The organism is Pseudomonas rustica (genome assembly GCF_018336155.1).
Lineage (GTDB): Bacteria > Pseudomonadota > Gammaproteobacteria > Pseudomonadales > Pseudomonadaceae > Aquipseudomonas > Aquipseudomonas rustica.
This window is the reverse complement of sequence record NZ_JAGYHF010000013.1, coordinates 1-26059: the sequence shown is the minus strand read 5'-3', so window position 1 is coordinate 26059 and position 26059 is coordinate 1. Positions and strand designations below refer to the sequence as shown.

General features: G+C 59.9%; 25 protein-coding genes. 10 read left to right on the top strand and 15 right to left on the bottom strand.

The window, feature by feature from the left end; translation table 11 throughout:
- Positions 1-251 precede the first annotated feature (251 nt).
- Complete coding sequence (locus KFS80_RS22815; RefSeq protein ID WP_212546012.1) at positions 252-4145, top strand: autotransporter outer membrane beta-barrel domain-containing protein; 3894 nt, start codon at positions 252-254, stop codon at positions 4143-4145.
- A gap of 361 nt (positions 4146-4506) precedes the next feature.
- Here the strand turns inward: KFS80_RS22815 and KFS80_RS22810 are convergent, their stop codons facing one another.
- Positions 4507-4950 carry a PaaI family thioesterase gene (locus tag KFS80_RS22810; protein ID WP_053119755.1) on the bottom strand — a complete coding sequence of 148 codons (444 nt, stop codon included), beginning with the start codon at positions 4948-4950 and terminating at the stop codon, positions 4507-4509.
- Positions 4951-5022: 72 nt separating this feature from the next.
- A complete protein-coding gene (locus tag KFS80_RS22805) occupies positions 5023-5526 on the bottom strand; it encodes a thiol-disulfide oxidoreductase DCC family protein (protein ID WP_212546011.1) in 504 nt (167 codons plus the stop codon).
- A 219-nt stretch (positions 5527-5745) separates the two neighbouring features.
- On the opposite strand from KFS80_RS22805, the gene KFS80_RS22800 reads away from it, so the two are divergent.
- Complete coding sequence (locus tag KFS80_RS22800) at positions 5746-6558, top strand: carbon-nitrogen hydrolase family protein (protein WP_212546010.1); 813 nt, start codon at positions 5746-5748, stop codon at positions 6556-6558.
- Between the two features lie 70 nt (positions 6559-6628).
- A complete protein-coding gene (locus KFS80_RS22795) occupies positions 6629-7729 on the top strand; it encodes a polyamine ABC transporter substrate-binding protein (RefSeq protein ID WP_212546009.1) in 1101 nt (366 codons plus the stop codon).
- 131 nt (positions 7730-7860) lie between these two features.
- On the opposite strand, the gene KFS80_RS22790 is transcribed toward KFS80_RS22795, so the two are convergent.
- The gene (locus KFS80_RS22790) at positions 7861-8895 is read right to left on the bottom strand and encodes an alpha/beta hydrolase fold domain-containing protein (RefSeq protein WP_212546008.1); all 1035 of its coding nucleotides are present in this window, start codon (positions 8893-8895) and stop codon (positions 7861-7863) included.
- A complete protein-coding gene (tspO, locus tag KFS80_RS22785; protein ID WP_053119764.1) occupies positions 8895-9335 on the bottom strand; it encodes a tryptophan-rich sensory protein TspO in 441 nt (146 codons plus the stop codon). The genes KFS80_RS22790 and tspO overlap by 1 nt, the downstream gene beginning before the upstream one ends.
- Positions 9336-9500: 165 nt before the next feature.
- Here tspO and KFS80_RS22780 point away from each other — a divergent pair, with 165 nt between their 5' ends.
- Positions 9501-9848 carry a hypothetical protein gene (locus tag KFS80_RS22780; protein WP_212546007.1) on the top strand — a complete coding sequence of 116 codons (348 nt, stop codon included), beginning with the start codon at positions 9501-9503 and terminating at the stop codon, positions 9846-9848.
- Position 9849: 1 nt separating this feature from the next.
- On the top strand, positions 9850-10035 hold the full coding sequence (locus KFS80_RS22775) for a hypothetical protein (RefSeq protein WP_212546006.1): 186 nt from the start codon (positions 9850-9852) through the stop codon (positions 10033-10035).
- Positions 10036-10062: 27 nt separating this feature from the next.
- Here the strand turns inward: KFS80_RS22775 and KFS80_RS22770 are convergent, their stop codons facing one another.
- The 9 genes from KFS80_RS22770 to KFS80_RS22730 form a co-directional block, all read right to left on the bottom strand.
- A complete protein-coding gene (locus KFS80_RS22770) occupies positions 10063-11922 on the bottom strand; it encodes an ABC transporter ATP-binding protein (protein ID WP_212546005.1) in 1860 nt (619 codons plus the stop codon).
- 140 nt (positions 11923-12062) lie between these two features.
- On the bottom strand, positions 12063-12569 hold the full coding sequence (gene msrA, locus KFS80_RS22765) for a peptide-methionine (S)-S-oxide reductase MsrA (protein ID WP_053119771.1): 507 nt from the start codon (positions 12567-12569) through the stop codon (positions 12063-12065).
- A gap of 106 nt (positions 12570-12675) precedes the next feature.
- Complete coding sequence (gene chrA, locus KFS80_RS22760) at positions 12676-13884, bottom strand: chromate efflux transporter (RefSeq protein WP_212546004.1); 1209 nt, start codon at positions 13882-13884, stop codon at positions 12676-12678.
- Between the two features lie 527 nt (positions 13885-14411).
- Positions 14412-15266, bottom strand: coding sequence for an NUDIX hydrolase (locus tag KFS80_RS22755; RefSeq protein WP_212546003.1), 855 nt, complete (start codon positions 15264-15266; stop codon positions 14412-14414).
- A gap of 59 nt (positions 15267-15325) precedes the next feature.
- Positions 15326-15844, bottom strand: a complete 519-nt coding sequence (locus KFS80_RS22750; protein WP_159811382.1) for a P-loop nucleotide/nucleoside kinase family protein — start codon at positions 15842-15844, stop codon at positions 15326-15328.
- Between the two features lie 10 nt (positions 15845-15854).
- Positions 15855-16400 carry a GNAT family N-acetyltransferase gene (locus KFS80_RS22745; protein ID WP_212546002.1) on the bottom strand — a complete coding sequence of 182 codons (546 nt, stop codon included), beginning with the start codon at positions 16398-16400 and terminating at the stop codon, positions 15855-15857.
- 53 nt (positions 16401-16453) lie between these two features.
- Positions 16454-16927 carry an LEA/WHy family protein gene (locus KFS80_RS22740; RefSeq protein ID WP_159811380.1) on the bottom strand — a complete coding sequence of 158 codons (474 nt, stop codon included), beginning with the start codon at positions 16925-16927 and terminating at the stop codon, positions 16454-16456.
- 67 nt (positions 16928-16994) lie between these two features.
- Entirely contained in the window at positions 16995-18461 is a 1467-nt protein-coding gene (locus KFS80_RS22735) for a nucleobase:cation symporter-2 family protein (protein WP_053119783.1), read from the bottom strand.
- 213 nt (positions 18462-18674) lie between these two features.
- Positions 18675-19574, bottom strand: coding sequence for a LysR family transcriptional regulator (locus KFS80_RS22730; RefSeq protein ID WP_212546001.1), 900 nt, complete (start codon positions 19572-19574; stop codon positions 18675-18677).
- A gap of 99 nt (positions 19575-19673) precedes the next feature.
- Between KFS80_RS22730 and KFS80_RS22725 the strand changes: the two genes are divergently transcribed.
- On the top strand, positions 19674-20765 hold the full coding sequence (locus tag KFS80_RS22725; RefSeq protein ID WP_212546000.1) for a polyamine ABC transporter substrate-binding protein: 1092 nt from the start codon (positions 19674-19676) through the stop codon (positions 20763-20765).
- A 21-nt stretch (positions 20766-20786) separates the two neighbouring features.
- Entirely contained in the window at positions 20787-21746 is a 960-nt protein-coding gene (gene speB, locus KFS80_RS22720) for an agmatinase (RefSeq protein WP_212545999.1), read from the top strand.
- 127 nt (positions 21747-21873) lie between these two features.
- Here the strand turns inward: speB and KFS80_RS22715 are convergent, their stop codons facing one another.
- Positions 21874-22926: an aldo/keto reductase gene (locus KFS80_RS22715; RefSeq protein ID WP_212545998.1), complete on the bottom strand. Its 1053-nt coding sequence runs from the start codon at positions 22924-22926 to the stop codon at positions 21874-21876.
- A 259-nt stretch (positions 22927-23185) separates the two neighbouring features.
- Between KFS80_RS22715 and zapE the strand changes: the two genes are divergently transcribed.
- From zapE to KFS80_RS22700, 3 genes are all read left to right on the top strand, one after another.
- Positions 23186-24304, top strand: coding sequence for a cell division protein ZapE (gene zapE / locus KFS80_RS22710; RefSeq protein WP_212545997.1), 1119 nt, complete (start codon positions 23186-23188; stop codon positions 24302-24304).
- A gap of 17 nt (positions 24305-24321) precedes the next feature.
- Positions 24322-24903: a DinB family protein gene (locus KFS80_RS22705; RefSeq protein WP_212545996.1), complete on the top strand. Its 582-nt coding sequence runs from the start codon at positions 24322-24324 to the stop codon at positions 24901-24903.
- 177 nt (positions 24904-25080) lie between these two features.
- On the top strand, positions 25081-25578 hold the full coding sequence (locus tag KFS80_RS22700; protein WP_053119792.1) for a GNAT family N-acetyltransferase: 498 nt from the start codon (positions 25081-25083) through the stop codon (positions 25576-25578).
- A 76-nt stretch (positions 25579-25654) separates the two neighbouring features.
- Here KFS80_RS22700 and KFS80_RS22695 read toward each other — a convergent pair whose 3' ends face one another.
- The gene (locus KFS80_RS22695) at positions 25655-25864 is read right to left on the bottom strand and encodes a hypothetical protein (RefSeq protein ID WP_053119794.1); all 210 of its coding nucleotides are present in this window, start codon (positions 25862-25864) and stop codon (positions 25655-25657) included.
- Between the last annotated feature and the right edge of the window lie 195 nt (positions 25865-26059).

The window sequence follows — 26059 nt, the reverse complement described above, 5'->3', positions numbered from 1 at the left end:
CCTGTGACGTGCGCACAGCACGGCTGTCTTCCAGCAAAGACAGATTACGGCGGCGCTGGCGGGCAAATATTGCTGTGGATCAAAAAGTCAGCTGAATGGATAAAGCCGTGCAGAAACACTGCGCACGCTGCGGGTTTTCCGCCATCTTTCGAAATAGCTACTAAGGTTTAAAGCTGTATTTACCACGCAAGACTCCGGTGGTGCCGTCAGTCGCCTGCCACGGGGGAAAACGCTGGGACAAGGAGGTTTTCATGCAAAGCGCTTGTGTGTATCCATTCAGCGGGCATGCCCCGCACTTTCTTCGCAGTGCCTTGCTGATTGCCATGGCCAATGCCCTGACCCTGACCGATGCTTACGCGGCCTGTGGTCCGCTGGCTGCTGGCGCCTATAACGTCTCGCAAACCTGCACGCCGACCGTCGGTGTCGCCGCTGCGATCAGCACGCAAGCGGGCACGAGCATCACCACCACGGCTGGCTCCTCGGTGCTCGTTCGCGGCAACAACAGCAACTCGGCGCTCAGCCTCAGCGGCACGACCGTCAACAGCACACCACCGACCGCCGCCAACGCAGTGTTTTCCAATGTCATTGGCACAACCGGCAACGCGACGCTGACCGTCGATGGCGTTATCAATACCGTCAACATCGGCGGCAGCGGCCTCGATGCGCTGGCGATCACCAATGCCGGCGCGGGTTCTTCGACGGTGACGGTGACGTCCGGCACCACCCTGAACATCCTCAACACGGTCGTCGGCAACGAGCATGACGGCATCGACGTCAACGGCAGCGGCGGCGGGGCGATCAATGTCAGCCACCAGGGCAATGGGCAGATCACCCTGCTGGGCGGTAACGGAATCTGGACGAAGGCCACGGGCAGCGGCGACAACAACGTCAACGTCGGTGCCGGGGTGAACATTCTGGTGAACAACGACGATGCGCTGTCGGCCGGTCTGCCGATCATCGACGACACCTTGCCGACCGCTGGCGTCGGCAATCACGCCGGGGTGCATACGCGCGCGATCAATGGCAACACCACCGTGCTGAATGCGGCCAGTGTTCAGGGACTGGGCATGAACGCCTTCGGCATCTTCACTGAAGGCGGCGCTGGCAATACGCTTCTGAGCAACAGTGGCACGATCAATACCGACGGCCTCAACGGCTTCGGCATTCGTGCGATTTCGACCGTTGGCAGTATCAATGTCGTCAACAACGGCGCCATCACCACCACTGGCGGCGGTGGCCACGGGATTTATGCCAACGACAATACTGGTGGGCTGGGTTCGATCAGTATCGAAAACAATGCGTCGATCAACGTCGGCAACATCGCCAGTAATGTCGGTGCGCGGGCGATCTATATCATCAAGCGCGGTACCGGCGATGTCACCGTCACGGGCAGTGGCGATCTCACCGTGCTCGGCGCGCAGAGCACCAATCGCGCTTACGGCATCATCGTCAGCGCCGAACAGAATAATGTGTTGATTGATTACTCCGGCAACATCACCGCCAGCGGGTTTGGCGCGGGCGGCATTCGGGTGGACTCAACGGGGGGCAACGTCCGGGTCAACTATTCTGGCGATCGCATCGAAACCTTCAACAGCAATGCGAACGGTATTTACGCTTCCACGCAGGCGCCAACGGGCACGGTCGACATTAGCGCCAGCGGCACGATCATCACGCACTCCGACGCGGGGACGGGCGACGGCAGTGGCATTGGCTCCTTTGGTTTGCAGGCGCTGACGCTGGGCGGAAATGTCAGCGCGGTGTTCACCGGCACCTTGATTGACGTCAACGGGGCAGGCGCGGCGATTCTTGCCGGTAGTGCGTTCAACGGCGGCACGGGCGCGGGCACGGTGAATATCAGCAATAGCGGGCAACTGATCGCTCGCGGTGATCAGCAGCGTGGCATTCGCACCTTGTCCGGCGATGGTACGCAAACCATCGTCAACACCGGCTCGATTCAAACGCAGGGCGCCAGCAACAGTCAGGGGATTCTGGCTGAAGCGTCGGGTGCGGCGAATGTTTCGGTCACGAACAGCGGAGCGATCACCTCGCGAGGGACGAATTCATCGGGCATCGCCGCGTTGACCGAGGGCGGCGTTGCCAACGTCAGCAACAGCGCAACGATTCAGGGGGGCTGGGCCGACAGCAGCGGTATCGCCTTGGGTGGTGCAACGCAATCGCTGAACAACACCGGGGTCATCGGTGCGCTCAGCGATGTCGCTGTGCGTGGTGATGCGACCACGCCCGGCACGACATTTACCCTCGACAACATTGGGCAGATGACCGGCTCGGTGAACGCTGTGAGTGCGGCGAGCACGGTGGCCAACCGCGGCACCTGGACGCTGCGCAATTTTACCGATTCAACCGGCAGCGGCACGCGGGACACGTGGGGAGTGGCGACCAGCAACCTCGGTACTTCGGGTGCCAACAGTATCGACAACAGCGGCGTGATCCGCCTGGCAGAGCAACCGGCGAGCGGTATCGTCAATTTCATTAGCAGTGGTGCGTATCTGCCGTTTGGGCAGACGTTCAACACGCCGACTGCGGGCGGTGCGGTGCAGGGGCAGTTGCTTGGCGTTAATCGCTTCACCAACAGCGGCACCCTCGATCTTCCGGGCGGGACCAACACGGTTGGCAACGTCCTGTTGATCAGCGGCGCTTCAACTGCGGGCACTAACGGTGGCGGGGTGTTTGTCTCCAATGGCGGTCGCTTGCTGCTCAATACCACGCTGAATGCGGGAGGTGCCGACAGTCGTTCTGACATGTTGGTGGTCGACTCGATCGCGACCGGCAGCGGCGGCGCCACGGGGCTTGCGGTGCGCAATGTCGGCGGGCAGGGCGCGGTGACGCAGGGCAACGGTATCGCGGTGGTCGAGGCGCTCAACAACAGCGCCGGGGCCGGTGATGCCAACGCGTTTCGCCTGGCGAGCCGCGTGGTCGCCGGGCCGTATGAGTATCGCCTGCAGCAGGGCGGCGATGATGGCAGCGCGCGCAACAGCTGGTTTCTGCGTTCCGATGCGCCCGTGCCGGATGGGCCGCCAGAGCCGCCTGCGCCTCCGACGCCTCCAGATCCGGATCCAACGCCCGATCCCGACCCGACGCCAGACCCCGATCCAACACCTGCACCTTCACCTGCCCCGGTGCCCAACTATCGCCCGGAAGTTTCTCTGTACGGCGCGGTACCCGCATTGGCGCTGGTTTACGGGCGGACGATGGTCGACACCCTGCACGAGCGCGTGGGCGAAGAACGCCTGAACGCCGGCGATCCACTGCCCAAGGAAGATGAATCGACGACGACACCGTCCATGGGCTGGGGCCGGGTGATTTATCGCAGCGGCAAGCAGGATGGCGATCGCAAAAACGCCCTGGGCAACACACCGGAATATAACTATGACCTGACAGCATTTCAGGTCGGCACTGACCTCTATCGCAAAGTCAGAACCGACGGCAGTCATGAGCAGTCCGGTATCTCGCTGTCGGCGGGCACCATCGACGCGGGCGTCAGCCATTACACCCGTCGTAATGCCGGGGAGGACACCTTGCGTGCTTATGGTTTGGGCGCCTACTGGACGCACTTCGGCCCGTCCGGTTGGTATCTGGATGGCGTGTTCCAGGTCAATCGCTTCGACGTCGAAGCCAAGCCGAGCAACCTGCCGAAACTGAAAACCCGTGGCTGGGGCTACACCGCTTCGCTGGAGAACGGCTACCCGTATAAGTTCGACAAAAACTGGTACATCGAACCGCAATTGCAGGCGATCTACAGCTACGTCGACCTCGATAGCAGCGACGACGCCGGCGCAAAAATCCGCTTCCGCGACGTCGACTCATTGATTGGCCGCGCGGGTGTGCGCATCGCCAAGGATTGGGACACCGAAGGCGTCGACAAAAGCGCACGGCGCACCAATGCGTGGATTCGGCCGAGTGTCTGGCACGAATTCAAAGGGCAGCCGAAGACCGAGTTTTCTTCGGAGACGGGCTACATCCCGTTCGAGTCGGATATTCAGGGCACGTGGGGCGAAGTGAATGTCGGGGTGGATTATCAGGCGAATCGGCGCACGACGTTTACCGCTTCGGCGGGGTATCGCCAAGGGTTTGATGGCGACAGTCATGGGTACGACGCTATGTTGGGGTTCAAGATTAATTTTTAGCGTACACCCACTGTGGGAGCGGGCTTGCTCGCGAAAGCGGTCGTCCTGCAACAATGATGCTGAATGTGCTATCGCCTTCGCGGGCAAGCCCGGCTCCCACAGGGATTATCGTCGTTCACAAAATCCGGCTACACCACAAAACTGTAGGAGCCGAGCTTGCTCGCGAAAGCGGTAGACCTGCCACAGAGATGCCGAACCTGCCTCCGTCATCGCGGGCAAGCCCGGCTCCCACAGGGTGCTGCGTCGTTTACAAAATCCGCCTACACCACAAAACTGTAGGAGCTGAGCTTGCTCGCGAAAGCGGTAGACCTGCCACAGAGGTACCGAGCCTAGACCGCATCTGGCGGCACGGGCGCTGTGATCAGCCCTTGTACGGCAGATTGCGCATGGTCACCAGCGCCGTGGCGCAGAGTGTTTCCTTGCCATCCTTGACCGCAAACAGATCAGCCGCCGCCACGGTGGTGTTGTTCGACGCATTGATCACCCGCCCTCGGGCGAGCAGTTTTTCGCCGTCGGCCGGGGCGATCAACTTGACCGTAAAATCCGTGGTCATGTTGATCCAGCCCGGCGGCAGCAATGTGCCCGCCGCCGAACCACCGGCAAAGTCTGCCAGCGCTCCAATGATTCCGCCCTGGAAAAAGCCGTTGTGCTGAGTGAGTTCTTTGCGCGTCGGCTGCTCGATTTCACAATGACCCGGTTTCAGGTAATTAAAGTGAAAACCCAGCAGTTTCGCCGCCGGCATGCTGAGCACAGCGGCGGGCACGTGCTTGTCGTAATCGGGGTTGCTGGCGGTGAAATCTTCCATGGTATTGATCCTTGTCGTGACATGAGTCACTGGGTATAGCGGCTCAGCGGCAGAAACCAAGGTTTGTGCGGGTTAATAAGGCTTTTGAATATCCTTCGATAACGGGATGCGGTGGGTTACGCCTGCGTTGAAGGCTTTGAGGAAACGCCGTTCGTGATCGGCACTGGGCAACAGGCAGGTGTCGTACTTGCCGAATAATCGATAGCGATTGCGCGCAATGCGGTCGTAGGCCCAATCGCGTAACGCACGCGGGAAGATGCGCAACAGCCTTAGCGGTTGCCAGCGCCCGGGTAACTGGCTGATGACTTCGAAAAAGGCCTCCGAACGTTCCCAGTAATGCCGGTCACGAATCACCGCCATGGTGTCGAACTGATCAATCGGCAAACCCGCCCATGCCAGCAGCGCCTGACCCTCGGGCGATTGCACCGCCGCCAGCCGCACGCGGCGTTGCTGATCATGACGAATCAAGAAACGCGCCCAGCCGTTGCACAGTTTGCACACGCCATCGAACAGCACCACGGTTTCTCCGGGTTGCAGCAAGGGCGCGGGGGTAGGGCGGGTCTGTGTGGCGGGCATAGGGGCTGATTCTTGGCAGAGGGGCACGTCGGATCATAGCCGGGTGTTGGGTGAATCAAAAGATCGCAGCCTTCGGCAGCTCCTACTTGGATCGGCATCTAACCCTTTGGGGGTACTCCCTCAGCGTGATAGGAAGTTTCGCCACGATCCGCATACTGGTCGCACCTTTGACAAAGCCTTGCTTCCTGGCCAGGACGCTATATTCCGAAAGGTCTGACAATGAAACTAGAACTCGTACAGCTGGCAGGACGCGATGGCGACGCTGCGCACAATCTGCAACGCATTCTGCAAACGATCGCCGACTGCCAGCCGGACACCGACATCGTGGTGTTTCCCGAGGCGTACCTCACCGGTTTTCTCGGCCATGACAACATTGCCCAACTCGCTGAAAACCTCAGCGGGCCAAACGTGCAGACGATTTGCACCGCCGCCCGCGAATGCGATATCGCGGTGGTCGTTGGCCTGATCGAACGCGACGGCGAGCGCCTCTACAACACCACGCTGTTCATTACCCCAGAAGGCATTGCCCTGAGTTATCGCAAAACCCATCTATGGGTTGGCGAGCCTGAACTGGTGTTGCCCGGCGACCGCTTCGCCACCGTGCAATGGCGCGGCGTGCGCATCGGGTTGTTGATTTGCTACGACATCGAGTTCCCGGAAAGCGCCTGCGCACTGGCCGCGCTCGGCGCCGAACTGATCCTGATCACCGACGGCAACATGCAGCCTTACGGCCACGTTCACCACACCGCCGTGGCCGCCCGAGCTCAGGAAAATCAGCTGTTCGCCGCCATGGTCAATCGCGTCGGCGATGGCGTTGGCGAAGTGTTTGCCGGCGGCAGCACCGTCGTCGATCCGTTCGGCCAGCGTCTGTTTGAAGCCGGCGCGGAGGAATGCCGGCATGTCATTGAACTGGACATGACGCGCATCGCCCCGGCCCGCTCGCTCTACGACTATCGCGCCGAGAAACGTTTGAAACTCGCCGCTGACATCACCGAACACCCGGACGGTCGCCGCGAGCTGCTGATCCCCTGAACCTTGCGCTATCCATAACAACAATGTCGCGGCGAACGGCCAAGCGCTGGCCGATTCCCCAGGAGCTCCTATGAAACTCAAGCGTTTGCTGCACCTTGGCGTGTTCACCGTTTGCGGCTTGGTGGCGGCCGTCAGTTCGGCGCAGGGCCCCACGGTGAACTTCTACAACTGGTACGACTTCATCGCGCCGGAAGCGCCAAAAGACTTCGAGAAAGAGACCGGCACACCGATGCTGCTCGACACCTTCGACAGCGCCGATGTCATGCAAAGCAAATTGATGGTCGGCCGCAGCGGCTACGACGTCGCTGTGGTGACCAACAGCGCGTTGCCCAACCTGATCAAGGCCGGCGTCTTGAAGGAACTCGACAACAGTCAGTTGAGCAATCGCTCGAACCTCGATCCGGACATTCTCGCCAAAGTCGCGCAAAACGATCCCGGCAACCGCTACTCGATCCCGTATCTGTGGGGCACCACGGGGATTGGATACGACGTCGATCAGGTGAAGAAAATCTTCGGTGACGAGACGCCAGCGGATTCCTGGGATCTGATCTTCAAGGAAGAAAACATCAAGAAGCTCAGCCAGTGCGGCGTGGCGATGCTCGACTCGCCGAGCGAGATCATCCCGATCACCTTGCACTACCTCGGCCTGCCGCCGGACAGCACCAACCCCGCCGACTACGAAAAAGCCGAAGCGCTGCTGCTGAAAATCCGCCCGTACATCACCTATTTCGACTCGTCACGCTTTATCACCGATCTGGCCAACGGCAACATCTGCGCGGTGGTCGCCTGGTCGGGCGGCGTGTACGACGCGAAAACCAGCGCCGAGCGGGCGAAGAATGGCCGACAACTGGCCTATCGCATTCCGCGCGAAGGCTCGTCGGTGTGGATTGAAAACCTGGTGTTGCTGAAGGATGCGCCGCACCCGGAGCAGGGCATGCAATTCATCAATTACATGCTGCGCCCCGAGGTCATTGCGAAAAGCACGAACTACCTGAGCTATCCGAATGGCAACAAAACGGCGCTGGCCTTCGTCAATGAGAACCTGCGGAACAATCCGGACATCTATCCGCCAGCCGCGACACTGGCGACGCTTTTTCCTTCGCAGCCATTGCCGCTGAAGATCGAACGGGTGCGTACGCGGGTGTGGAGCAAAGTTAAAAGCGGCACCTGAATCTATTGATGAAACATTACCTGTGGCGAGGGAGCTTGCTCCCGCTGGGGCGCGTAGCGGCCCTCGCTTTTCAATTCCGAAGAGCAGGAGCCTGCTGCGCAGTCCAGCGGGAGCAAGCTCCCTCGCCACAATTACGGTGTTGTTCGTTGTGTTGCGGGATAGCTTGCGATGCCCTCTACATCGGCGGCGCCATCCGCGATCCGCGCCGTGATCCACTCACGACTGTACGCCAGCACACTCTGCGCAAACGCTGTCGGAAAGTGAATGAAACCGTGCGGCGAGGAAGGCAGCAGGTACACCTCGACCGGCGCCGATTTGATCCAGCGTTCAGCGATGTCGAGCGTGTCGTCACGCAGAGGATCCAGTTCACCGGCAAACAGCAACGCCGGCGGCATACCGTTGAAATCGCCGTAGAGCGGTGAAAGTGGCGACTGACGGCGTTGTTCATCGCTCATGTCCGGCGTCAGCATGCGCAGCGCTTCAACCATCCCCGGCCCGTCCAGCACCAGCGTATCTGCCCGCGCATTGCGCACACTCGGCGTTCCCGTCAGGTCATAAACGCCGTAGTACAACAGCGCCCCGCAGATTCGTTGCAGCAATGGCGGTGACTGTTTCAGTGCCAGCAAAGTCGCTGCAGCCAGATGACCGCCCGCCGATTCGCCGACGACGATAACCGGCAGGTCGGCAAACTCGTCCTCATTGAGCAACCAGCGTGCGGCGTTCAGACAGTCCTCGAGCAGGCCATCAATCGGCGTCGACACGGCCAGACGATAATCGACCGACACCACCGCGACGTCGCAGGTGTTGACCATGGCGATGTTGAAGGTGTCGTTCATCTGCGCGTTGCCGATGACCCAACCGCCGCCATGAAAATCCAGCACCACACCTTTCGGCTGGCCTTTGGGGCGGATGATCCGAACCGGCACCGCGACGCTGCCACTGCTAATCATTCTTCGCTCAGCCGTCAGGCCGTGTTGACGCAATTGCTTCGCGCCGCCGCCCACCTGACTGACCCGCAACAACGCCTGAATCAGCCGCGGCGTGAATCGATTACGAATGCGGAAGCGCGGCAACCAGGCGAGTTTTTTATTGAAGGCGTGCACCTCCGCCAACTCCCGCTCGCCCTGCGGCCACGGTGCTTTTCGAGTCGACCTGAAGCCGCCCATCAACGGTTATTACGCAGAATGGAGAAATTCAGCGCCGCCGCCACGCACAACCACACGAGGTACGGAAACAGAATCAAACCAGTGATCACATCCAGCCGCAGCGCCATCACCACCATTACCGCCACCACCAGCCACAGCAGCACCAGAATCACCATCGCCGCCAACACCTGATGCGCGCCGAAGAACACCGGCGTCCACAGCGTATTCAGCGCGATCTGCGCCGCCCACAACGCCAAAACCACCTGACTGCCAGGAATCAGCGTCAAGCGGTAACCGGCCCAGGCCAGCAACAGATAAATCACCGTCCATGCCAGCGGAAATGCCCAGTTGGGCGGGGTGAAACGCGGTTTGTTCAGCGACGCATACCATTCGCCCGGTTTGAAAATCACACCGGTGGTTGCCGCCGCCGCGCAGGCCAGAAGAAAAATGAACAGAGTCATCGCCAGTCCTTAGCTGTGATCAGCTGGTTAGGGGAGGAGGGCCGAGTTGGCCGTGTTAGAGAGAAGACGCCTGGCGTGACGAAAAGTTTGGAATTGTCTGCGGTTCAAGCACTGGCGGGTCAGCTACGCTCAGCGCAGGGATATTGTTTGGGATTGCTAAGCACAATGCATAAACCTATCGGGAACCCGCTCTGGCTCTGGCTCCTCATTCTGACGTTCAGCGTGTTGTGCCTGGCGATATACCGCGCGCACGTCAATCACCAGCGCCGTAATAGAAAACGCATCGACGAAGAATTTAGCAAAACCATAGCGCAGCACGGTATTGAGAATGTGCAGATCCACAAAGATCACACCCGGTTGGGCTACCGAAGCAAAGGTGGAAAAAGACCGTTTGAAGTCCACCGAATTCTTCACGATCCGCCTGACCGCTGGTTTGTTTATTCGCATACCGAAGACAGCGATCCGGTGCTGATGCCTATTTCACAACAGCGTGCGGTGGCCGCACGAGGATAAAATGGACTTCATCCTGGATCTGATAGCCCATCGCATCGGCGTGTTTGTGCTGAGATTGCTCAGCGGTGGCCGCTTCAAGGGCGAGAGCGGCTTTGCCTGGGGCTGGGCGGTCGCGGTGGGCGGGGTGATTCTGTTCGCGCCATTCGTGGCGTTTATCGCGTTGCTCATTCATTACAGTGGCCCGTAGCGTTTGTCGGCTACGGGCCATTCACGCTTAGTCCTGATCCATCGCCTCGGCAATCCCTTGATCCTCACCGAGGAACCCGCCGCTCTGATGGTGCCAAAGCCGTGCATAAATGCCGTTTTTGGCGAGCAGTTCGGTGTGGGTGCCTTGTTCGATGATGCGCCCGTCGTCCATGACAATCAGTCGATCCATCGCCGCAATGGTCGACAGTCGGTGGGCAATGGCGATGACGGTTTTGCCTTCCATCATTTTGTCGAGGCTTTCCTGAATGGCCACTTCGACTTCCGAGTCCAGCGCGCTGGTGGCTTCGTCGAGGAGCAGGATCGGCGCGTTCTTGAGCATCACGCGGGCAATCGCCACGCGTTGACGCTGGCCGCCAGACAGCTTGATGCCGCGCTCACCGACCAAGGTGTCGTAACCGCTGTGGCCCTGGCGATCGCTTAATTGACTGATGAACTCATCGGCCTGCGCGTTGGCGGCGGCAGTGCGCACTTGCGCATCGGTGGCATCGGGGCGGCCATAGGCAATGTTGTCGCGAATCGAGCGGTGCAGCAGGGACGTGTCCTGCGTGACCATGCCGATGGCGCTGCGCAGGCTGTCCTGGGTGACGTGCGCGATGTCTTGCCCGTCGATACGGATCTGGCCTTTGTCGACATCATAGAAGCGCAGCAGCAAGTTGATCAGCGTGGATTTACCGGCGCCGGAGCGACCGACCAGACCGATTTTTTCGCCCGGACGAATGTTCAGGCTCAGGCCATCGAGCACTTGGCGTTCGCCGTTGTAGTTGAAGCTGACGTTGTCGAACGTGACCGCGCCGCCGGAGGTGACCAACCCCTTCGCGTCCGGCGCATCCTGCACTTTCGGGCTGCGCGTGAAGGTCGCCATGCCGTCCTGCACGGTGCCGATGCTTTCGAACAACGCGGTCATCTGCCACATGATCCAGTGCGACATGCCGTTGATGCGCAAGGCCATGGCGATGATCGCCGCCACGGCACCGGTGCCGATTTCGCCCAAGTGCCACAACCACAGCGCATAGCCGCCGGCGCTCATGATCAAGCCGACGACCAATGCTTGGTTGACGATCTCGAACTGGCTGACCAAGCGCATCTGACGAAAACCGGTCTGTTTGAAATCCTCCATCGCCGCGCGCGCGAAGTGCGCTTCACGGTTGGAGTGGGAGAACAGTTTTACCGTGGTGATGTTGGTGTAGGCGTCGGAAATACGGCCGGTCATCGACGAGCGTGCATGCGCCTGTTCCTGACCGACTTTGCCCAGACGCGGGACGAAATAGACCATGGCCAGGCCAAACAACGCGATCCAGCCAACGAACGGCAGCATCAGTTTCAATGCAAACCCGCCGGCCAGCGCGATGATCGCGATGAAATACACGCCGATGCCGGGAAGAATTTCGATCAGGGTGAACAGCACGTCACGCACCGCCAGCGCGGTCTGCATGACCTTGGTGGTGACCCGGCCGGAGAACTCATCGGAAAAGAACGAAAGGCTCTGCCGTAGCATCAGCCGGTGGAAATCCCAACGCAGGCGCAGCGGCAAATTGATCGCCAGAATCTGGTGCTGCACCATCGTGCGCAGCGCGACCAGGCCAATGCTCGCCACCATGACGATGCCCATGCCCCACAACACGCGGGTCTCCTGCGCGCCGGCGTCGCCACCAGCCTTCCAGGTCGAGAGCAGGTCGACGACCTGACCGAGGAACGAAAATAGCCACGCTTCGTAGATCGACACCGCGGCACTGAGCAGCGCAAACAGCAGGATATAGCCGCGCGCGCCGCGAGTGCAGGCCCAAAGGAACCGCGCCAGACCTGCGGGTGGTGGCGGTACTTCGTCTGGTGGGAAAGGGTCGAGTCTTTTTTCAAAAGCGCGAAGCATGGTGGTTTCCGAAACGATAAAGATGAGGGCGATTTTGCCACTTTAAGACTGCATCAGGGTCGGAAGCCGTCATTTACCGATGACTGATTTCGACCCCGACGCAGTGTGGCGCCTAATGGAGATGCCCGTTGCGCTGACCCTCAGGCGCGCTTTGGCAGTTTCCAGTTCGGCCGGATGAAGTGGCAGGTGTAGCCATTCGGGATACGTTCGAGGTAATCCTGATGCTCAGGTTCCGCCTCCCAGAATGGCCCCGCTGGTTCGATTTCAGTAACGACGCGGCCCGGCCACAGTTTTGATGCGTCGACATCGGCAGCGGTGTCTTCGGCAGTGTCGCGTTGTGCTTCGCTGAGGTAATAGATCGCCGAGCGATAGCTCGGGCCGAGGTCGTTACCCTGACGGTTCGGCGTGCTTGGGTCGTGGATCTGGAAGAAAAATTCAAGAATCTGCCGATAGCTGATCACCGCCGGATCGAAGATGATCTCGATGGCTTCGGCGTGGTTGCCGTGATTGCGGTAAGTGGCATTCGGTACGTCGCCGCCGGTGTAACCGACCCGCGTTTGCAACACGCCCGGATAACGCCGCAGCAGATCCTGCATGCCCCAGAAGCAGCCGCCGGCGAGAAGGGCAGTTTCGGTTTGAGTGGTCATGTCAGTGCTTCCTCTTGAGGGCATTGGTGTCTGCGTAGTTATGAGGGCGGGTTGGCGGATTCCAAGGAAAAAGGCACGGATTAGTTTTCCGGTCTTTCGACGGCGCTCACAAAGTGGTGTTCATCATCCCACCGACAACACCGCTGCCGATCACGACCAGCCACGCGGGAAGCCGCCAAAACATCAACGCGATCAGGGCTGCCAGCGCCAGTCCGAAGTCTTCAAGCGTGAAAATGGCGTTCGTCCAGACGGGGTCGTACAGCGCCGTCAACAGCAAACCGACCACCGCCGCATTGATTCCGGCAAGCGCAGCCCGCGTGCGCACGCTGTGTCGCAAGCGCTCCCAAAAAGGCAAAACCCCTGCGATCAATAAAAAGGACGGGGCGAAGATCGCCAGCAAGCAAAGCAGGCCGCCTGTCCAGCCGGACGGTGCCTGGTTCATCGACGCTCCCAGAAACGCTGCGAACGTAAACAATGGGCCTGGAACCGCCTGAGCAGCCCCATAACCCGCAAGAAAGGTTTCATTACTGACCCATCCGGGCGGCACCACCTCGGCTTGCAGCAGCGGCAAAACCACATGCCCGCCGCCGAATACCAGAGAGCCTGTGCGGTAGAAGGCGTCGATCATTGCCACGCTTCTGTCAGCGGTCAGTCCGGCTAACAGTGGCAGGCCAAACAGCAGTGCAAAAAATAGCGTCAGCCAGATTGCGCCGGACTTGCGGCTGATCGGAATTGGCAGTGAATCGTGCGCATCACTTGGCCCGGGTTTGCACAGCATCACACCGGCAAGTCCGGCAATGACGATCACGCTGACCTGTCTCCACGCAGACGGTTCAAGCAGGGCGCCGTACGCAGCAATAACCATGAGAGCAATGCGCGTGAAATCAGGGCAGAGGTTTTTCGCCATGCCCCAGACGGCTTGGGCAACGACCGCGACAGCGACCACTTTGAGGCCGTGAAGGGCGCCGGGCCCAAGTGCGTCGGCATAACGGGAAACACCCAAGGCGAACAAAATCAGTAGAGCGGCCGATGGCAACGTGAAGCCGGCCCACGCCGCCAGCGCTCCGCGATAGCCAGCGCGGGACATGCCCAATGCGATGCCCACCTGACTACTGGCCGGTCCTGGCAGAAACTGGCAGAGCGCTACCAGATCGGCATAACTGCGTTCGCTCAGCCAGTGTCGTTTTGTGACGAACTCATGGTGGAAGTAACCCAAATGCGCGATGGGGCCCCCGAATGAGGTCAAGCCGAGGCGCAAGAAGATTGCCAACACCGACCAGGCACTGCTGCGCATTTCGTTAGGGGATTGGGCCATTAATACGGTTACTCAGCAGGGTGCCCAGAACTTTTTTCAATGGTGTCTTCCTTGAGTGGAGCGTTTTCAGATGTTTTGAGGGTGAACGGGCGGGCCCCTTCGCGAGCAAGCCCGCTCCCACATGGGTTCTGTGTCGGGCTCAAAATCCGCGTTTAACACAGAGGTTACTCAGCAAGGTGCCCAGAACTTTTTTCAATGGTGTCTTCCTTGAGTGGAGCGTTTTCAGATGTTTTGAGGGTGAACGGGCGGGCCCCTTCGCGAGCAAGCCCGCTCCCACATGGGTTCTGTGTCGGGCTCAAAATCCGCGTTTGACGCAGAGGTTACTCAGCAGGGTGCCCAGAGCTTTTTTCAATGGTGTCTTCCTTGAGTGGAGCGTTTTCAGAAGTTTTGAGGGTGAACGGGCGGGCCCCTTCGCGAGCAAGCCCGCTCCCACATGGGCTCTGTGTCGGGCTCAAAATCTGCGTTTGACGCAGATCCCCTGTGGGAGCGGGCTTGCTCGCGAAGAGGCCGGCCGCGCCACCACAAACCTACTGTTTAGCAACCAGTATGTCGTCGAGGGCGCGATAAATCGGCAGCCCCAGTTGCACAGCCAGTTCTTCGATCAGATCGGCGCTCCCGGCGGTACCACCAACATGCAAAACCCCATCGCAGCGCTGCAACAGCGTCTTCGCATAGTCGCGATAAACCTCGCCACCGAACCCTGTCGACGCCACCAACGGAAAATGCCCGGCCTGCAGCAACTCGCTACCAGTGGCCAGCGCTACCCGATCATCTGAACCACACACCACGATCGTCCGTGCCAGCGACGTCGGCATCACTTGCTTGAGGTACTGCAAAAGCATGATGGTCTTGCCATCCATGATCCGCCCGTCATCAACCATCGCCAGTGCTTCGGCAAACGGCAACTCCAGTACCTCGATGTCTTCGCCTTCCTCGGCCAGACCACCGCCATCGCTGATGCGATCCTGCGGCTGATACTCACCGACAAAAAAATGCAGGCGTTCAGTCACCGAGCCGGGGCTCATGAACGCTTCGTAGACCTTACGCACCGATTGCACGCGATAGCCGGTTTCTTCTTCGGCCTCAAGGCGCACGCGCTCTTCAGGGCTGGCGTCATCCAGCAATCCGGCAGCGGTTTCGATCAGGTAGCCGTCATGGCCATTGACGAACGTCGGGATGCGGAACTGACGAATAAGAATGACGGTGCGTTTCGCCAGATTGTAGAGACCGATCGTGGCGCCATTGCCGCGATCGTAGACCTCGCGGGTGAGCGCCTGCCAGCTGCCGTCACGACGTTGCAGTTCGAAATCGATTTTCTTCAGGATGTACCAGTTGTCCGAGAGCAGATGCTGGGCGACGATGCGCACATTGCGGTGATTCATGAACAAGCAGCCTTGCTGGAAATTTATGAATTAATACCACACGTCTGCACGAAACTTCGCTAATCGACAGACACGCCTTGCACAGCCCCGTTGAGCAGGATGAGTTCGACGGCTTGATCGATGCTCAGTTGCGCCGTATCAACCGTGAGCGGTGCTGGCGACCAGGGTTCATAGTCATGATCAAGCACCGATTGCCACGAGGGTGGGATCAACCCCGGAACATCTGACTGCCGCTGTTCAACGCGCCGACGGTGCTCTTGCGGGTCTGAGCAGATCACTTCGATATTCAGCAGCGCAGCGTTAGCACGGGCGGCAACATCGGCCCACGCTTGTCTGCTTTCAGCCACAGGATTGACGCAGTCGACGATGACAGTGTGACCCGGTCGAAGATTGCCTAGCGCCAGTTCAAGCGCAACAAAATAACCACTGCGGCCGACATCGCCTGCGAGAACGTCGGCGTTACGGATCGCTTGTTCAATCGTATCAATCCTCAGGTACGTGGCTTTTAACCGCGTCGCGACTGATTTGGCGAGGGTCGTTTTGCCGGTGCCGGGCAAACCGCTGAACACAATAAGCATGGGGAGCTCCTCAACTTTGACTCAGCCATTCTTCGCGGCTGATTTCCCAAAGATCCCGGGGCCAGCGGCCGCTGACGAAGTCGCCTTCATCGCTGCCGATCAGGCGCATGCCGCTGCGTTCGGAGAGCCGGCGCGAGGCGATATTAGGCGCCGCTTTCGGCACGCGCATGAGCGGGCGATCAAGGGTTTCGAACCAATAATCGGTGACGGCGGCGCAGGCTTCGGTCATCAGGCCTTGACCGTGCCATGCCGGCGCGAGCCAGAGCCCACGGTTGTTGTCCTGCTCATCCATCAGGCTGATGTTGCCGATCAATTGTTCAGGTGCCGATTTCAGCCGCAGCGACCAATGCCACTCCTTGCCAGCGGCCATCGCCGGCAGTGCAATGTCGCGCAGGTAGGTGAGGGCGCCGTCGGCGGGGTAGGGCCAAGGGACGAGGGCGTTCAGGTAACGCACCACTTCCCAGTGCGCAAATCGCTGCTGCACGGCATCAGCGTCGGCCAGTTCCAGCGGGCGCAGGATCAGCCGTTCGGTGTACAACGTCGGTATCTCTTCCATAATCGTGCCGCCTCCTTGAGCATTTCCAATGAACGCCCAAGGCTAACCCATCTTTACCAGGTCGCGGCAGTGGCTTTTGGCAAACTCAGCTTGCCGCTGTCGACAAAACGCATGGTGCCGAACAAGCCGCCGGCGAGTTTGCCACGCAGCACGTACGGCAGATTGTCGAGGGTTTGCGTCTGGCTGAGGCCGAGGGTTTGGCGCAGTACCGAGAACGCGGAAATGCTCACCGGCACGCTGACGATGGTTTCGGAGAAGCGCGGAATCGAGCCGCTCTGATCGCTCACGCCGGAGGCCAGCGAATGGCCGTTGACTTCCAGATCGAGGGCGATGCCGTTGTAGTCGATGGCGGTTTCGTTGGGGTTCTGCACGCGGATCTTGATCGCGAAGCGCACTTCCAGATCCTGGCTCGGCAACGGTTCGAGGCCGACCACGTTGATGTTTACCGGATCTCGGTTGGGAAACAGCGCGCAGGCACTGAGGGACAGCAACAGTAACGACAGAATGACGGCGTGGACGCGGCGCATAAACGGTCTCTCAACAAAAAAGGGCTGAACCGTTGCCGGTGCAGCCCTTTCTGTTAAAGGCCGGACGTCAGCGGTTCAACTGTGCGACAGCCGCCGGTTGGCCAGGTTCAGCTTTGGACGGCATGTCCGGGTTTTCCATGACCTGAAGAATAGAAGCTTCCGGGTCGAAATCGTCTTCTTCCAGCTCGATGAATTCTTCCGGCAGGAAGACGTTCAGCACGATAGCGCACAACGCACCGACGGTGATTGGCGATTCGAAGATGTTGCGCAGCGCTTGCGGCAGCTCACGCAGCACCTCCGGCACAGCGGCGATGCCCAGGCCCATGCCAAGGGAAATCGCCACGATGAGCATGTTGCGACGGTGCAGGCCGGCTTCGGCGAGGATCTTGATCCCGGCCACCGCGACGGTGCCGAACATCACCAGCTCAGCGCCGCCGAGCACCGGTTTTGGCATCAATTGCAGCACCGCGCCGATCATCGGGAACAGCCCGAGCAGCACCAGCAGACCGGCGATGAAGAAGGCGACATAGCGGCTGGCGACGCCGGTGAGCTGGATCACGCCGTTGTTCTGCGCGAAGGTCACCATCGGCATGCTGTTGAACACCGCCGCCATGGCCGAGTTGAGGCCATCAGCGAGCAGGCCGGACTTGATCCGGCGGATGTACAACGGGCCTTTGACCGGTTGGCGCGAGATCATCGAGTTGGCGGTCAAGTCGCCTGCAGCTTCGAGCGGCGACACCAGGAAAATCACCGCGATCGGCACGAACGCGACCCAGTCGAAATTGAAACCGTACTTGAACGGCACCGGCACGCTGACCAGCGGCACTTCTGGCATCGAAGCGAAGTCGACGGTGCCCATCAGCCATGCAACGAAGTAACCGAGGGTCAGGCCGATAACGATCGCACCGAGGCGCAGGAACGGCACGTCAACGCGGTTCAACACGACGATGGTGCCGATCACCAGTGCGGCCAGAAACAGGTGGCTGGACGCGCCCAAGTCCGCCGCGCCGAAACCGCCGGCAATGTCGGTCATCGCCACTTTGATCAACGACAGGCCCATCAAGGTGATGATGGTGCCGGTGACCACCGGGGTGATCAGCATGCGCAATTTGCCAATGAATTGGCTGAGCGCGACCTCGATGAACGCGGCGAAGAAGCACACGCCGAAGATCGTCGAGAGGATTTCATCGGTGCCACCACCGCGCGCCTTGACCATGAAACCGGCACTGAGAATCACGCTGATAAACGAGAAACTGGTGCCTTGCAGACACAGCAATCCGGAACCGACCGGGCCGAAACGCTTGGCCTGGACAAACGTGCCGAGGCCGGAGACGAACAGCGCCATGCTGATCAGGTAGGGAATTTCGCTTTGCAGACCGAGGGCGCCGCCCATGATCAGGGTTGGCGTGATGATGCCGACGAAGCTCGCCAGCACGTGTTGCAGCGCGGCGAACACGGTGGCGGTGAGGTGCGGACGGTCGTTGAGACCGTAGATCAAGTCGTTGTTGCGCGGGGCTTTTTCAGAGGCGGTCATGGTGATTTATGCGCCGCGAGGCGGGGCCGGGTCAGAAAATGGAGGCGCAGGATGCCGCAAGAGCGCGGCGAGGGCAACGAGCAAAAATTGCCTGAAAGGTCAGGTTTTATTGGGGGTTGTACCCAAATCCCTGTAGGAGCTGTCGAGTGAAACGAGGCTGCGATCTTTTGATCTTGAATGGCAAAGTCAAAAGATCGCAGCCTTCGGCAGCTCCTACAGGGGGTTGAAGGCAGCCAATAGGTCTTCTTCGAAGGCTTTCTGCGCATCCCCCGGCACTTGCGCCCGGTGCCGCGCCAGGTGAAACGCCACATCGAAACTCAACTCACCTTCACGCACCGGTCGCAATAAACCCTTGTCCTGCAAACCCCGCGCATAGTGATCCGGCAAATACCCCACATGCTTGCCCGACAAAATAAACGCCAATGTGCCTTCTACCTGCTCAGACCGCGCCGAACATACCTTGCCCTGAAACGGCTCGTCACTGCGCAGAAACCGGTACGGATGATCGACCCGATCACACGCCGCCAGCGCCGCATCGCTGGGCGCATCATCGGTGAACAGTGGATGCCCCGCCGCGCAATACAAATGCTGGGTTTCGCTGAACAACTCGTGATAGTCGAACGCACTTTGCACCTGCGAAAAATAGCCGATCGCCAGATCCAGCCGCTGCCGCAACAACAAGCGCTCCATCTCCCCGGGCATCGCACTGATCACTTCGATGCGCACCGACTCATCACGCTCGCGAAAGCGCCGAATGGCCTCGGCCACCCGTTGCAGCACCGATTGATCGACCGCCTCAGAAATACCTAGCCGCACTTCACCGATCAAGCGTCCGGCGACGCCGTTGGATTGATGGCGAAAGGTTTCAATGGATTCAAACAGCGTGCGCGCGGCGATCAGCAGTTGCTCGCCCTTGGGCGTCACGCTGAAGCCGCCCTTGCCACGGCTGCACAGACGATAACCGAGGCGGGTTTCGAGCTTGGCCATTTGCTGGCTGATGCTCGACTGGCTGAGCCCCAGCTCACCCTGCGCCGCGCTGAAACCGCCGCACTCGACCACGCTGACAAACAGGCGCAACAGCTGCAAATCGACATCGTGGAGCTGACCGAGCATCACATTACTCCGCAATAAAGTCAGGATAACTATTCAGGTATTTTTCTAATGTATCCGACGGCGCACGCTGCAACCACTTCCCTCGGTCAGGTGTGCGTCATGGCTCCCATGTTCAAGCTGTGTTTCCCCGCGTTGCTGTTTACCGTTGTCAGCATGGCTCAAGCCGAGGACAAGACCCTCAACCTCTACAGTTGGGCCGATTACGTGCCGCCGCAGACGCTGCAGCGTTTCGAGAAAGAGACCGGTATTCACGTGCGTTACGACACGTTCGATACCTCCGAAGTGCTCGAGACCAAACTGCTCACCGGCGGCAGCGGTTATGACGTGGTGGTGCCGTCGTCCAGCGTGCTGGCCCGTGGATTGGCCGCGGGGGCGCTGAAGGAAATGCCTCACGAAGGGCTCAAGGGTTACGCCAACCTCGATCCGGATTTGTTGACGAAACTGGCGGCGGTCGACCCCGGCAATCGTTACGCCGTGCCGTACACCTGGGGCACGCTCGGGTTGGGCATGAACGTCGAAGCGGTGAAAAAACGTTTGCCGGACGTGCCGTTGAACAGCCTCGATTTGCTGTTCAAACCGGAATACGCCAGCAAGCTCAAAGACTGCGGCATCGCGATTCTTGATTCGCCGCAGGAAGTCATCGGCCTCGCGCTGCACTACCTCGGCAAAGATCCGTACAGCACCGACAAAACTGATCTGGCCGCCGCCGAAGCGCTGCTGCAAAAACTGCAACCGTCGGTGCTGTATGTCGCCACGGGTCGGCAGATCAGCGATCTGGCCAACGGCACAGTCTGCCTCGCGCTGACCTACAACGGTGACGCGAGCATGGCGGCGGATCAGGCGCACAAGGCCAACAAGCCGTTCGAAGTCGCTTACCGCATTCCCAAGGAGGGCACGTTGATCTGGCAAGACAACCTGGCCATCCCCAAGGACGCGCCACACCCTGAAGCTGCGCGGGCGTTCATCGAATTCATGCTGCGGCCTGACTCGGTCGCCGAGCTGACCAATACGCTGTTTTTCGCCACCGCCAACCAGGCTGCGACGCCGCTGGTGGATGAAGCGGTGCGCAACGATCCGGACATCTATCCGCCGGCCAATGTGCGCGAGCTGCTCTACGCCGACCGCAGCATGAGCCTCAAAGACATGCGTCAGCGCACGCGTCTGTGGACCACTTTCCGTAGCCATCAGTAACGATAAAAAAGGAGCACTCCGATGGACGTGCCGATGCTCAACGACCAAGCCCTGACTCGCGACAGCCTGTATGGCACCTCTGCCGAAAGCACTTACGCCGGTATCACCAGTTTTATGCGCCGGCGTTACAGCCGTGACCTGCGCGGTGTTGATGTGGCGGTCAGCGGTGTGCCGTTCGACACCGCCACCAGCAACCGCCCGGGCGCACGTTTCGGGCCGCGCGGGATTCGTGCGGCGTCGACCGGGATCGCCTGGGAACGCCACTGGCCGTGGACGTTCGACCCGTTCGATCATCTGGCGGTGGTCGATTACGGTGACTGCGATTTCGATTACGGCTCGCCACACAGCATCCCGGAAAGCATCGAGGCCCACGCTGAGCAGATTCTTGAATCCGGTGCGGCCATGCTCACTTTTGGCGGCGACCATTTCGTCAGCTATCCGCTGCTCAAGGCCCATGCGCGCAAGCACGGCACGCTGTCGCTGATCCACTTCGATGCGCACAGCGACACCTGGCCGGACGAGGAGGGCAAACGCGTCGATCACGGCACCATGTTCTGGCACGCCGCGAAGGAAGGTCTGGTGGATCCGTCGCGTTCGGTGCAGATCGGTTTGCGCACCACCAACGACGACACTCTGGGTTTTCAAGTGCTTGATGCGCGGCAAGTGCATCGGCGCGGTTGCGAGGCAATTGTCGAAGCGATCCGCGCAAGGGTGGGCGATAACCCGGTGTATTTGACGTTCGATATCGACTGCCTCGACCCGGCATTTGCGCCTGGCACGGGTACGCCGGTGTGCGGCGGTTTGAGCACGGTGCAGGCGCTGGAGATTCTTGGCGGATTGCGTGGGATCAATCTGGTGGGTATGGACGTCGTCGAAGTGGCCCCGGCCTACGACCACGCCGAAGTCACTTCACTGGCCGCCGCCACGCTGGCCATGGAAATGCTCTGCCTCTACGCCGCGAAACACAAAGTCGACCTCTAACCGCAATTGCCTGTGTAGGAGCAGAGCTTGCTCGCGAAAGCGGCATATCAGTCGATGCATGAGTTGACTGAACCGCCGCCTTCGCGAGCAAGCTCTGCTCCTACAAGAGTGTGTGGCGTTGCGGGTGTCAGGCCACGGGGATGATCGGCCGATCCAGCGTCTCCGGCCCGGTATAGCGGGGTGCTGAACTGGCAATCGTCTCGAACGGCACGCCCGCCGGCACGCTACTCACACCATCCAGCATCGCCAGTTGTTCATCGCTCAGTTGCACCGCAAGCGCACCCAACGTCGCATCCAGTTGTTCACGGGTACGCGAACCCAAAATCGGGATCAGCGCCGTGGTCGAGCGCTTGGCTTTTTCGCGCAGCCAGGCAATCGCGACGTGAGTGGGGCTAACGCCGATCTCACTGGCAACCGCAAGCAAGGCATCAAGCAAAGCCGTTTCTCGTGCGCTTTTTTCCGCATGCACCAGCATGCCGAGTTTGGCCGCGCGGTTGTTGTCATCGTTGCCGCGATACTTGCCGGTCAGGAAGCCGCCGCCCAGAGGCGACCACAGTGTTGCTGCCAGACCGAGGGCTTCGGCCATCGGCAGTAATTCCCGTTCGGCGGTGCGTTCGGCGAGGCTGTACTCGACTTGAATCGCAGCAATCGGCGCGAACCCGCGCACCTCTGCCAACAAGTCGGCGCGAGCGATGCGCCAGGCCGGGAAATTCGACAAACCGGCGTAGTGAATCTTGCCGGCGCGCACCAGGTCGTCGAAGCCGCGCAGGATCTCCTCCATCGGCGTGACGCCATCGCTGATGTGCGCCCAGAACAGATCGATGTGATCGGTCTTCAAGCGCTTCAGGCTTTCTTCGACGGCGCGCACCATGTTTTTGCGGCTGTTGCCGGTGTGGGAAATATCGGCCGCCGGCGTGGTGCCCATGCTGTATTTGGTGGCGATGACCAGTCGATCGCGTTCCGGGGCGATGAACTCGCTGAGCATCGACTCCGATTGCCCACCCTGATAACCATTGGCGGTGTCGATGAAATTGCCGCCGGCCTCGAGGTAACCGTCGAAAATGCGTTTGGCTTCGTCACGCTCTGCGCCATGCCCCCAACCGGTGCCGAAGTTGCCGGCGCCAAGCGCCAGTTCCGAAACGCGGAGGCCGGTTTTACGGCCAAAAACCTTGTAGTGCATGGCGATGCTCCCGATCCGATTCAGTAAGATTACGGTTGAAATATGGCGACAATATGATGCTGGTAATATTCCCCTGTCAAGACACACTCCGCTGAACGGTAAACACATAAACCCTGTGGGAGCGGGCTTGCTCGCGAAGACGGTGGATCAGTTAGCAAATGGCTGCCTGACACCACGCTTTCGCGAGCAAGCCCGCTCCCACAGGTTGTTGTGTGTTCGATAAATCCGTTTTGCGGGCCGTCGTGGCATACTCCCGCGCATGACTTTCGACTCCCCCCTCAGCGCCTGGCAACACGCCATCGAGCACAAGGGCTTCATCCAGGATGAAGCTCAGGAACACGCCGTCTGGGCGTTGCAAAAATGCCACGAAGCTTTGCACGCCGGGGCCAAGTCGGTCACCGGCGTGTACCTGTGGGGCCCGGTCGGGCGGGGCAAAACGTGGCTGATGGATCAGTTCTATCAAAGCCTGCGCGTGCCGGCGCGGCGACAGCATTTCCATCACTTCATGGGCTGGGTGCATCAGCGTTCGTTCCAGTTGACCGGTATCGCCGACCCGTTGCGCGCGCTGGCCAAGGAACTGGCAGCCGAAGTGCGGGTGCTGTGTTTCGACGAACTGTTCGTCAACGACATTGGTGACGCGATCATTCTCGGTCGGCTGTTTCAAGTGATGTTCGACGAAGGCGTGGTGGTGGTTTGCACGTCCAATCTGCCGCCGGATGATCTGTACGCCGATGGCTTCAACCGTGATCGCTTCACGCCGGCAATCGCTTCGATCAAGGCGCACATGCAGGTGGTGCCGGTGAACGGCGCCGAAGACCATCGTCTGCACCCCGGCACCGGGCTGCAGCGCTACTTCGTCGCCACGCCGGAGCAGGGCAGCGCGCTGGATGAGGTGTTTCAGACACTGAACGCCGGGCAACCCGCCAGCGCCGAACCCGTTGCCGTCGGCCACCGCGTGCTGAACGTAGTGCAGGCCAGTGCGACGGTGCTCTGGTGTCGCTACGCCGATCTCTGTGAGCAACCGTTCGCCGCCATGGATTTCATCGCGCTGTGTGATGCCTATCAGGCTATTCTTTTGAGCGAGGTGCCCAACCTTAGTGCGCAGAAACGCGAAGGGCGCATTGCCCGTGGCACCGAGGACAACGCCGAGCGCGTGGCGGCGGGGGATCGCGAGTTGCCGCAGTTGTCGGTGCATGACGACGGTGTACGGCGCTTCATCGCCTTGGTCGACGAGTGCTACGACCGCAAGGTGCCGCTGTACATTGAGGCGCAAGTGCCAATGGATGCGCTGTACACCGAGGGTTATCTGGAATTCCCGTTCCGTCGCACCCTCAGCCGTTTGCAGGAGATGCAATTGCAGCGCTTTGCCGAAGCGTGAGTGAAGAGGGCGCCAACATGACCCAGCCGCTGTCCCATCATTTGCTGACCATGGCCTATCAAAATGCCTGGGCCAACCATCGTCTGGCCAAGGCCTGGATGCAGCTCGATGGCGCGGATCTCGCCGCGCCCCGCATCAGTTTTTTCCCCAGTATTCGTCTGACCCTCAATCACATCCTCACTTGCGACTGGTTCTATGTCGACGCGCTGGAACGCGAGTTGCGCGGTGACGAACCGCACCCGGATTGCTACGTGTTTTTCAATCAGGACGAGCCGTTTACCGAGGCTGCGTCCCTGCGCGAAGAACAGGCGCATGTGGATCGTCGGCTGATCGCCTATTGCGAGCAGATGCGCGATGCCGATCTGGGCCGAATCGTCACCATCGCCCGCGATACGCCGCAACATGACAGCCGATTGCGCATGCTTTCGCATCTGTTTGAACATCAGATTCATCATCGTGGGCAGGTGCATACGATGCTCACTGATACCGCGGTGAAGCCGCCGCAACTGGACGAGTTTTTCTGCGCGGGAGAGGCCGGGTTGCGGGCTGAAGACTTCGCCGAACTCGGCTGGACGGAAGAGCTGATTTGGGGGCATTGATTTTTCAAAAGCAAAAGATCGCAGCCTTCGGCAGCTCCTACAGGGGAATGGGATCAATGTAGGAGCTGCCGAAGGCTGCGATCTTTTGATCTTGTCGACAACACCGTGCTCGCGCTAAGGTCAGGCAGCCTATCAGTGCGCACTTTGCGTGCCGGGGTTGTGTGTTTGGGGATGGAAATGGATTCCGCAGAAATTCTTGTACTTCAGGCCAGTTACACCAATCCAGTGCATGCCGAGGCCATCGGCGTGGTACTCAACAACTATGCAGAAGATCCCATGGGCGGCGGTCATCCGATTGCCCCCGAGCTGCTGCAACGTCTGCCGGAAGAACTGGCCCGGCGACCGCATGCGTTCAGCGTGCTGGCGTTCGTTGGCGGTGAGCCGGCCGGTTTGGTGAACTGCTTTGAAGGCTTTTCGACGTTCGCCTGCCGACCGCTGGTCAACGTTCACGATGTGGCAGTGGTGAACAAGTTTCGCGGTCTCGGCTTAAGCCAGAAGATGCTGCGCAAGGTCGAGGACATCGCCCGTCAGCGTGGCTGCTGCAAGATCACCCTTGAAGTGCTCGAAGGCAACGATATCGCCCAGGGCTCTTACCGCAAATTCGGTTTTGCACCGGGGATGTTTAACCCGGAGCACGGCCGCATGCTGTTCTGGATCAAGGATTTGCAGGCATAAAAAAAGGCGCCCCAACAGGGCGCCCAACTGTCATCTGCGGTGACCGGAGCACAGTCCTCGCAGGTCCATCGGTGATTCAGTTGCGATAAGACTCGGTCACTTGGGCCGTCTGGTCGTCGGGAACCCGCAGTTCTTTGGTCTTGGCGTCGCTCACCTGTTCGCTTTGCGCGTGGTGAACGGGGAAGTTGTTGAAGTAGTAGCGCATGCGTTCGGCGCCCCCTTCGGCAAAAGCGCTGGCAGAGCCAAGGGCAAGCAGCCCGGCAAGCATTACAGTCGTGGTTTTCATGGTGCCTCCTACTGAACAAGTCGGAGCCGTTCGTCCATGAAGCAGAACTCGAAAGCGAGTGTGTTCTTCAGGAATTAACTCGGGGTTAACACCCTAATACTTGTGGCGAGGGGATTTATCTGTGGCGAGGGGATTTATCCCCGATGGGGGGGGGCGGGGGGCCCCCCTTTTTTTTTTATAAAAAAGGGGGGGGCC